Origin of the sequence: Streptosporangium canum (assembly GCF_900113865.1) — a bacterium.
In the GTDB taxonomy this organism is placed as follows: Bacteria; Actinomycetota; Actinomycetes; order Streptosporangiales; family Streptosporangiaceae; genus Streptosporangium; species Streptosporangium canum.
Window position 1 is genome coordinate 1 of record NZ_FOQY01000075.1, and the last position, 9112, is coordinate 9112.

Consider the following 9112-nt stretch of genomic DNA (forward strand, 5'->3'; position numbering starts at 1 on the left):
CGAGATGGGATGGTCTCAGTGCGGTCTGCGTAGGACTGTTCGTTCATGAGCCTTGCGCTCCTTGGTGTTCGTTCGTTCCGCGGCCCGCCGGGTCGTAGTCGGTCCAGCGGCGCCGGTTGTGGTAGCCGGCCGGGAGCTGATGCAGGGCGCGAAGGCGTTCGGTCTCGGCGCGGTCGGCGGTGATGATCCAGCGGTAGGGCGGGCGGGTGTCCTGCCGTCCGGTGACCCAGCCACGGCGCAGCCAGCCGGACAAGGTCGCCATCGGCATCCCGATCTCGCGGGCCAAGCTGGCCAGCCACCATTGGTCGGGACCAAGGCCGCCCTGGTCGGTGCTGCGGTCATGATCCAGGCCAGGACGCAGGCCCAACCGGCGGATCAGGTGCTGGATCTCGCCGACATGGAAGCGTTCGTGCAGGTGGGGTGTGCGGAACCCCTCGGATGCGAGCCGGTCGGCGATCGCCGCATTGTCCAGCCCCTCGCCCACCAGCGCTCCGATCCGCGCGGTCAACGCCGGGTAGTACGACAGCTGGTCGATCCGGGCCACGGGACGGATCAGGTCGGCGTGGGTCTGGTGGCCCCCGGCCCAGGTGACGACGGCGTGCACGTTCTCGCCGGCGCCATCGGCGGTGACCTGCACCCGTTCGACTACGGCGCGTACCAGCTTCTTGTGGTCAGCGGCACTCGTCGTCGGAGCCGACCACAGGGCCGGGATGTCGTCGGCCAGGGCGCGGATCGCGGCCAGTTCGGCCGCCGACAGCCGCATCGGGCGCTCGCGGCTGAACCGCTCGTAGTCCTCCACCAGCTGCTGTCTGGCGGTCAACGCCTGTTCCCACTCGTGCTCGAGTTGCCGCACCACCAAGCGGTGCTCCGGCTCGGCGAGTTGGTACTGGCGTCGCGCCCGATCGCAGGCGAACTCGGCGCGCTCCAGGCGCTGCCGCCAGATCCGCTCCACCTGCCGGCGGTGCGCCTCGATCTGCTCGGCCGCGCGCACCGACACCTCCAGCGCGGCTGGGGCCAGCGCGGACAGCACCTGAGCGACGACGTGGTCGTCGAGGAAGCCTCCGGCCATCTGCTGGCAGCGCGGTTGCCCGTAGGTGTGATGCCGTCGCTGACAGCAGTAGCGGTGGATCAGGCCATGCTGGTTGCTCTCGTAGGTGATCTGCATGCGCTGGCCGCAGATCCCGCAGACCACCAGACCGGCCAGCACGCCCGGGCCCTGGCGCGGCGCCCCGACACTCTCGGCCTGCGCCCGGTTGGCGGCCATCCGCGCCAGATTGCGCTCATACCGCTCCACAGTGATGTACGCCGGCAACGCACCCTCGATGCGCACCAGCCACTGCCCGGCATCCAGGCCGCGCACCCGGCCGGAGTGCTCGCGCCCGGGCAGGTGCCGGGCCGCCTCGGTACGGCTGCGCCCATAGGCGTAGATCCCGGCATAGGCCGGATTGCGCAGCATGTTGATCAGACCCTGCTGGTGCGGCGCCCGCCAGACCAGCTCGCCCTTGCCCGGCCCCGACCGTTCCCGCATCCCGATCTGCACTCGATGCTCCACCAGGAACCGCAACACCGCATGCACCGTCCCGAGCTGTTCGAACAGATCGAACACCAGGCGGATGACCGCCTGAACCTGCTCGTCCGGGTCGAGGCCGACCTCGCCGCAGGGGCGGCGCACATACCCGGCCGGCAGCGGGACCGCCAACTGTCCGCGGGCGGCCTTGGCCAACCGCCCGGACGCCATCCGCTGCTTGATCAAATGAAGCTCGACCTCGGTCATGGTGCCCTTCAATCCGAGCAATAACCGATCGTTGTACCAGTTCGGATCGTAGACCCCGTCCGCGTCGGCCAGCAGCGCCCCCGACAGCGAGCACAGCTCGACCAGCTGGTGCCAATCGCGGCCGGCCCGGGCCAGCCGCGACATCTCCAAACCCAGTACCAACCCCACATGACCCATGGTGATCTCAGTGACCAGGCGCGCGAATCCCGGCCGGTCGGCCGCGTTCGCCGCTGAGCGCCCCAGGTCCTCATCGATCACCATCACCCGCGAGGCCGGCCAGCCCAGCGCGACCGCCCGCTCGACCAGCCCGTACTGCAGCCGCGTGGACTCCCCATGATCAAGCACCTGCTGCCGGGAGGATTGACGCACGTACACCACCGCCAGGCGGTCACGGTGCCGGCCCTGGACCTTCCCGTCCTCACGCTCACGCAGCAGCATCGACCTCACCCCCGCCCCGCCCATCCAGGCCGACCCCCCGACCCGTCGCCCGATCCACCAGCATGATCAGGGTCTGGACCACCTCCCGCTGGTTCGGGTCCGGCAGCACCGCCCACAGCGTGCTCACCGGAATCTGGGGGGCTCGTCCTCGCCTGCGCTGTCCATGACGCGCCGCCTTCACCTTGGTCACGGGCCCGCAGCCGCTCGACCAGCTTGACCAGCCGAAGCAGGCCCTCACTGCCAATAATCGGCGTGTTCACACCCCGCTGTCCAACTTTCCCCGCACTGTGACAAACCGACTGAGGGCGTGTGGTCGGTCCTCAAACGCGGCCTAGGCAATCTCGCACCCCGCGACACCGACGAACTCGCCGCGATGGTCAAGACCAAGCTCAAACGGATGCAGTACCACCCCACCCTGCTGGACGGCTTCATCGCCCAGACCGGCCTGATCCTCCGACCACCGTAACTTCAGCCTTTCAACCTCAGTGGCACCGAGGAGCTGGGCCGTGGAGGAGACGGTGTTCTCCCGCCGGGTGAGCAGGTCGCGGGCTGAATGCATGAGCTGCCAATGCTCGGGAAATGCGGTCAGCCTTGTGGTGTGGCGAATTCGACTACATTGGATCTTCGCACCTTTCGTCTCGTCCTTCACATCTGTCCATGTCGCCTGCCGAGGAGCGCCCCTAGATGAACTGGCTCTACGTCGCGGGGATCATCCTCTTCCTCCTCGGGTTGATGATCTCCATCGCGTTACACGAGCTCGGCCACCTGATACCGGCCAAGCTCTTCGGCGTCAAGGTGACCCAGTACATGGTGGGCTTCGGCTCCACGGCCTGGTCCCGGCGCAAGGGCGAGACCGAATACGGCATCAAGTGGATCCCGTTCGGCGGCTACATCCGCATGATCGGCATGCTGCCGCCGCGCCCCGGAGAGGATCCCGCCAAGGTCAGGAGCACGGCGACAGGACCGTTCCAGGGGCTGATCGAGTCCGCCCGCGAGGCCGCGCTGGAAGAGGTGCGTCCGGGCGACGAGAACCGCGTCTTCTACCGCAAGAAGTGGTGGCAAAAGGTCATCATCATGTCCGGCGGCCCGGCGATGAACTTCGTGCTCGCGTTCGTCTTCTCCACCATCCTGCTGGTCGGCATCGGCCTGCCCGCCGAGGCTCCGATCGTCTCGCCCGACACCAACACGTGCGTGATCCCCGTCTCCGAGCAGCACACCGCCTGCAAGCCCGGCGACCAGCCCACCCCGGCCGCGCAGGCGGGCCTCAAGCCGGGCGACCACATGGTCTCCTTCAACGGCGCCACGATCGGCTCCTGGGACGACGCCATCCGCCTGGTCCGCTCCCACGGCCCCGGCCCGGTCAAGCTCGGCATCGTCCGCGACGGCAAGCCGATGACGCTCGACGTCACGCTCATCGCCCAAGACCGGCCCAACCTCGAAGACCCCGAGAAGATCGACAAGAACGTCGGCTTCCTCGGCGTGCGGCCCACTAAGGTGATGGAGCAGCAGAGCGTCGGCCAGGTGATCGGCTACATGGGCGAGCAGACGGCCAGGGTGGCGGGCTCGATCTTCAACCTGCCGGAGAAGATGGTCGGCATCTGGCACGCGGCCTTCTCCGGCGAGGAACGCGACCCCGAGGGCCCGGTGGGCATGGTCGGCGCGGGCCGCATGGGCGGCGAGATCCTGGCCTCCGACCTGTCCAACGAGGAGAAGATCGCCACCTTCGTCAGCCTGCTGGCCGGCTTCAACCTGGCGATCGGCATGTTCAACCTGATCCCGCTGCTGCCGCTCGACGGCGGGCACATCGCGGGCGGGCTCTGGGAGGGGCTCAAGCGGGCCTACGCCAAGGTCATGCGGCGGCCGCAGCCCAAGTACGTCGACATCGCCAAGGTGCTGCCGCTGACGTACGCGGCGGCGCTGATGATGATGATCATGGCAGGCCTGCTCGTCTACGCCGACCTGGTCAACCCGCTCACGCTGACGAACTGACGGACCAAGTGACGCCCGTGGAAGCACCGGACCGGCTGCGGGCCCTGTGCAACCGTCCCAGACCAACACCAGCCACCCTCCGCACCTCACCACATCGAGACCCGGGCCCCGCCTCCCACCAGTAAGTAGCAACCCCCCGGGGCAGGCAGACGCCGAGTCCGCTGTGCTCCAGGCGACGAACGCCGCTGACATCACCCCCCCGAAACCAAGATCGAAAGCGAGCTGCGTCGGTACCGGAACGTACGCCAATACGGGGTGCCGGTAAGAATTGCGCCATACGGCCCAAACGGGCAACGTTGCCGCAGGTCACGGTATGTGACTGGAGCCCTGGCTGAGATCAAGTTCCGGTCGGGACGTTCGGGGATGAGTCAGGCGCAGGGCTCTGCGGCAATGCAGCGGACTAGTTCTCGGCTCCGTTCGTCTCTAGACTCGCTTCCCTGCCAGCGCTTCGCCGGGCTGAGGAGGAGGCGTGGGGGAGAGTTCTGACGCGCAGAAGTTCTCGACGTGGCTTGGGATCGCGGTGTCGCTCATCGCCGTTCTGGCGTTCTTCGGCGTCAACAGGTTCGAGGATTTGAAGAACGGCGGCGACTCTGCCCGGTCTGAGGCGTGTGCCATGGGCGTTGCCGCCAGTGATGACCTGGGGGTCTCAGTGGAGCCGGCGGACTATGACCTCTATGCGCAGAGGCTGCTCGAAGCGGTGGAGGCTGCTGAGGACCAGGAGCTGCGCGGCAGCCTGAGAGAGGCCGCTTACGCTCATCAGGCGTACGGCGCCGCGCTTCGGGCGGGGGAGGGAAGCCGGACGATGGCGCTGCTTCCGACGGTCCATTCGACGCAGAGGAAATGGACCACCTTGTGTGGGGTGCCGCCTTCGAAGTGGGATTAGACCAGGCAGCAGGCCGCACGCCTACCCGCTGCGCGACGCGCGGGTTGTGATCGTGGTAGCAAGATGGACGGACAGGGGCCCTGATCTCTCGCTGCCTCCGCCGGCGGCGAAGACCAGGCCCTCAACGGCCCCGCGTTGGTTATGACGGCTTGATTCGGGATCTGGCCCCACCCGGTCCCGCTGGTGATCTTGGGAACTCGATGTCGGCCTGAATTGGCCCCACTCTGAGACGCGCCGTCCGGAGGCTCGCGCGGGCTCCAACGCCGTAGTCCGATGCTCTCGCCCAGCAGGGGGTCCTCGTAGTTTCGGCAGTGAATCCAACGAAGTAGGGCCTGACCTGCGTGTACAGGAAGATGATTCAGCTTGGGTCGTCCGGCCTACTGTGAAGAAACCGCAGGTAGATGCCAGGCGGGTAGCCCGAGGCATCTCAGCCTCGGGCCCCCTCAGATCCCGGCGTGACAGTCTCCCGTCACCGGGCTCTTGTCATCCTGTTCTCCAGGCGTGCGGTACCCATTGCCAATGCCGGAACATGGCAGGGTAGGCACGGACCGCGTTTTGAAAAGCGCGGAGTGCCTTCTTGATCGTTCGCAGTCGCCGGTATTTCTTGCGGATCCAGCGCATCAGGTAGGAGTTGATGCGCTCCAGGAAGGGATACAGCACGGTGCGGTAGAACGCCCCGTAGTACTGCATCCAGCCTTGAACGATCGGGTTGATCGCTTTGGCCAGTTGGGCGAAGGTTGAGCCGATCCGCCGGTGAAGCCGCCAGGAGCGGACATCGTTGCTGATCTTGTTGAGGGCGTCCTTGCTGATCGCGGGCAGGAACGACATGAACAGCGTGCCGTCCTTGGCCGTGGCTGTGCGAGGCCGGAACGTGAACCCCAGGAACGTGAACTGGGTGGTGCCGTGTTTCAGGCGCCGGTTCGCGTCCTTGCAGTACACGATCTGGGTCTTTGCCGGGTGCAGTGTGAGCCCGACTTGTCCCATCCGTTCGTGGAGCGCCGCCAGGACATGGCGGGCCTGCCGCTCGGTGACGCAGTGCAGCACCGCGTCATCGGCGTAACGCTCGAACTCGACTGTCGGGAACTCCCGGACCAGCCAGGCATCGAGCGCGTAGTGCAGGAACAGATTGGCCGGCACGGGCGAAACCGCTGACCCCTGTGGGGTGCCTCGGGTTCGCTCCAGCGCGCTTCCGTCGGGCTGCCGTATCGGCGCTTGCAGCCACCGTTGCACATACAGCAGCACCCACGGAGCCTCGGTGTGTGCCTCCACAGCCTTGACGATGAGGTCCCAGCGAACGGAGTCGAAGAGCTTCCGGACATCGAGGTCGATGACCCAGTCTTTCTTCCAGCACCGCTCCCGGCATTTCCTCACCGCGTCCAGAGCGGACTTTCCGGGGCGGTAGCCATAGGAGTCGGGGTGGAATACAGGCTCCACCCTCTTCTCCGAGTGAGCAGCCACCACAGTTTGAGCCACTCGGTCGCCGACACAAGGGATCCCGAGGGTCCTTGTGCCGCCGCCATGCTGTTTCGGTATGTCCACCGCTTTGACCGGGGGCGGGAAATAGCTCCTCGCCGACATCCGATTCCAGATCTTATAGAGGTTGTTCTTCAGATCGGCCTCGAAATCCTCGATGGTGATCCCATCGACGCCCGGTCCTCCCTTGTTTCTCTTGACCTTCTCCCATGCCTTTCAGACCTCCCGCTTGGAGATCTCGAACGACTTGCCTGTCGACTTCAGCTCGCTCACGCGACTCCTCCCAGGACAGCGCCTGGTTGATCGGACGATCAAACCACAGATGACCTGGCCCCTTGGCTCCACCCCCACCGCATCAAGCAGGGGCTTCACGGCTACTACGGGCCAGGGCCCCGGCGCGGCCCGCGACGGTACTCAATCCCTCACGGGTTCTCCGCTTGGGACACTCCCTCTCACCACCCGCCGGACACGCCTTCGGGCAGAAGTGTCGGGACACGCCTTCTCACGTTCCATGCAAGAGCAGCAGATCAGGCTCGCGCCACCTTCACGCCGAACACCGTCTGGCCGATAAGCGGGCACCCGCCAGACTCATCCCAAGGTCGAAGCAGACCCAGGTTTCGATGCCATTTATTCCATTACGACGCTTCAACAGCGAACCCCGAAGGGCTTTTCAGTGCTACGCCTTCCTGATCCCCACCTGACGCCTCAACCGGACGCCTTTTCCCTCATCGCTCAGCACGACAGTCTTCAGCTAACGCACCAGAGGGCGGTTTAGCGCCTCCCCACCGCAGAGCGACGCTGGAGGGCCGTACTCCTCCATCTCTCACACAGCACCACCTACGAGAGCTTTCCTACATGACAGCCCCTCTCGGGGTTCGTGACACACCATCCGTTGGATTTTCCGCGATTGCTGCCGGGACCCCTACTCCGACCCGGCCGCCTACCTGCTCACACCGGACAAGTGGGTCGACCAGCGCGCGGAGTTCTGCCAGCTGGTCGGCAAACCCGCCCCCGACCGCGCGCTGGCTGCGGCCGCCGACGAGCTGGGTGAGGCGCTCGGCGAGCTGGAGGGAGTCCTCGCTGCTGGGGATGGCCCGGTGCGTCTGGACGACGGCGGTGATCTGGTGATCTCGCCGCTGACCGCCGAGGACGTCCCGGCCGAGGCGACTGCGTTGAAGGCGGAGCTGACCGAGATGCTGCCGTTCGCGCCGATCGTGTCGCTGCTGATCGAGCTGGACAAACGCACCGGCTACCTGGATTGCTTTACCCACGCCGGCGGCAAGCAGGCCAGCAGCCCCGAACTGAAGCGGAACTTGATCGCGGTGCTGCTGGCCCACTCCGCCAATCTCGGGCTGACGCGGATGGCCGACGCGTGCGGGATCTCCTACGACGTGCTCGCGTGGACGTCGGAGTGGTACGTACGGGAGGAAACGCTGCGCGCGGCGAACCTGGCCATCATCGACTACCACCAGCGCCTGCCACTCACCCCGATCTTCGGCACCGGCACCCTGTCCTCATCAGACGGACAGCGGTTCCCCACGCGCGGAAAGTCAGTCACCGCAAGGGCTCACTCGGCGTCGGGGGCATTGCCCCCTCAGGAGCCCCTTCAGTAGTAGGCGCCGAAAAAACAACGCTTAGCTGCGTCGGCGCTGGGAGAGGTAGGTACTCGCGGATCTTGCCGGGCACGTGCGGCCGCTGGTTGCCGAGCGAGATGCCCAGCGTCGGGAACTGGTTGGCGATCTCCAGCGCGGTGAGGGGGCCTGGCTGGCGCTATAGCTGTGTGATCAGGCGTTCGGGGACCCAGATCGCTCACACTCCTGCTCGCGCAGCGAGCGCGTCGAGCGCTACCGCAACGCCTCTGCGAAAGTAGACAGCCTCTGTTGCAGGTGGCCGTGGAAGGCCTTCCCGTCCGGGCAGACGGCAGCAGCGGTCGGGGAGAGCCGGCCATGGGTGCGCCGCTGCCCGTACGAGGGTGAAGTCGAGATCCGGTGGGTAGTGCTCGAGCCCAGCCGAGTACGCCGTGCCGAGTCCGGAATGCGAGGACTACCTGCGGACGCAGATCGCGCACCGATGAGGTTTCCGCGCCGTGCCCGTCTGTACGTGTGAGATCGACTCACGAGAGGCTGGCACGATGCGGAAACTGATCTTCGGCATGAACCTGAGCCTGGACGGCTACATCGCCGCGCCCGGCGACGACCTCGGCTGGAGCGTACCGAGCGACGAGCTGTTCCAGTGGTGGTCCGACCGGGTGGGGGCGACCGGCCTGGCGCTGTACGGGCGCAAACTGTGGGAGACGATGAGCTCCCACTGGCCGACCGCCGACCAGCAGCCGGGTGCCACACCGGCGGAGATCGAGTTCGCCGGCCGCTGGCGGGACATGCCGAAGGTGGTGTTCTCCGCTACGACCAGCACGGTCGACTGGAACACCCGCCTGGTCACCGGCGACGCGGTCACCGAGATCACCAGGCTCAAGGCCGACGACGGCGGCCCGATGGACATCGGCGGCGCGACGCTCGCCGGGGCGGCCATGCGGGCCGGGCTGATCGACGAGTACG

General features: G+C 66.6%; 6 protein-coding genes and 1 pseudogene. 5 read left to right on the forward strand and 2 right to left on the reverse strand.

Going from position 1 to position 9112, the window contains the following annotated elements:
• Positions 1-43 precede the first annotated feature (43 nt).
• A complete protein-coding gene (locus tag BM085_RS42305; protein ID WP_093892277.1) occupies positions 44-2212 on the reverse strand; it encodes a recombinase family protein in 2169 nt (722 codons plus the stop codon).
• A gap of 307 nt (positions 2213-2519) precedes the next feature.
• On the opposite strand from BM085_RS42305, the gene BM085_RS45125 reads away from it, so the two are divergent.
• The 3 genes from BM085_RS45125 (at position 2520) to BM085_RS42315 (ending at position 5084) form a co-directional block, all read left to right on the forward strand.
• Entirely contained in the window at positions 2520-2678 is a 159-nt protein-coding gene (locus BM085_RS45125; RefSeq protein ID WP_177245561.1) for a hypothetical protein, read from the forward strand.
• Between the two features lie 218 nt (positions 2679-2896).
• Positions 2897-4201 carry a M50 family metallopeptidase gene (locus BM085_RS42310; protein ID WP_093892352.1) on the forward strand — a complete coding sequence of 435 codons (1305 nt, stop codon included), beginning with the start codon at positions 2897-2899 and terminating at the stop codon, positions 4199-4201.
• Between the two features lie 469 nt (positions 4202-4670).
• Positions 4671-5084 carry a hypothetical protein gene (locus BM085_RS42315; RefSeq protein WP_093892353.1) on the forward strand — a complete coding sequence of 138 codons (414 nt, stop codon included), beginning with the start codon at positions 4671-4673 and terminating at the stop codon, positions 5082-5084.
• A gap of 483 nt (positions 5085-5567) precedes the next feature.
• Here BM085_RS42315 and ltrA read toward each other — a convergent pair.
• A pseudogene (gene ltrA, locus BM085_RS42320) lies at positions 5568-6761 on the reverse strand (group II intron reverse transcriptase/maturase); the annotation flags it as partial.
• 893 nt (positions 6762-7654) lie between these two features.
• Here ltrA and BM085_RS42325 point away from each other — a divergent pair.
• Together BM085_RS42325 and BM085_RS42330 are read left to right on the forward strand one after the other, a co-directional pair.
• The gene (locus BM085_RS42325) at positions 7655-8170 is read left to right on the forward strand and encodes a Tn3 family transposase (RefSeq protein ID WP_218158992.1); all 516 of its coding nucleotides are present in this window, start codon (positions 7655-7657) and stop codon (positions 8168-8170) included.
• A gap of 518 nt (positions 8171-8688) precedes the next feature.
• Positions 8689-9112 (forward strand): dihydrofolate reductase family protein (locus BM085_RS42330; protein WP_177245562.1); only part of this gene is annotated, 424 nt, incomplete at its 3' end.

Coding starts and splice junctions, on each gene's coding strand:
- BM085_RS42305 (WP_093892277.1), bottom strand. CDS start 2,212: ATGCTGCTGCGTGAGCGTGAGGACGGGAAGGTCCAGGGCCGGCACCGT.
- BM085_RS42310 (WP_093892352.1), top strand. CDS start 2,897: ATGAACTGGCTCTACGTCGCGGGGATCATCCTCTTCCTCCTCGGGTTG.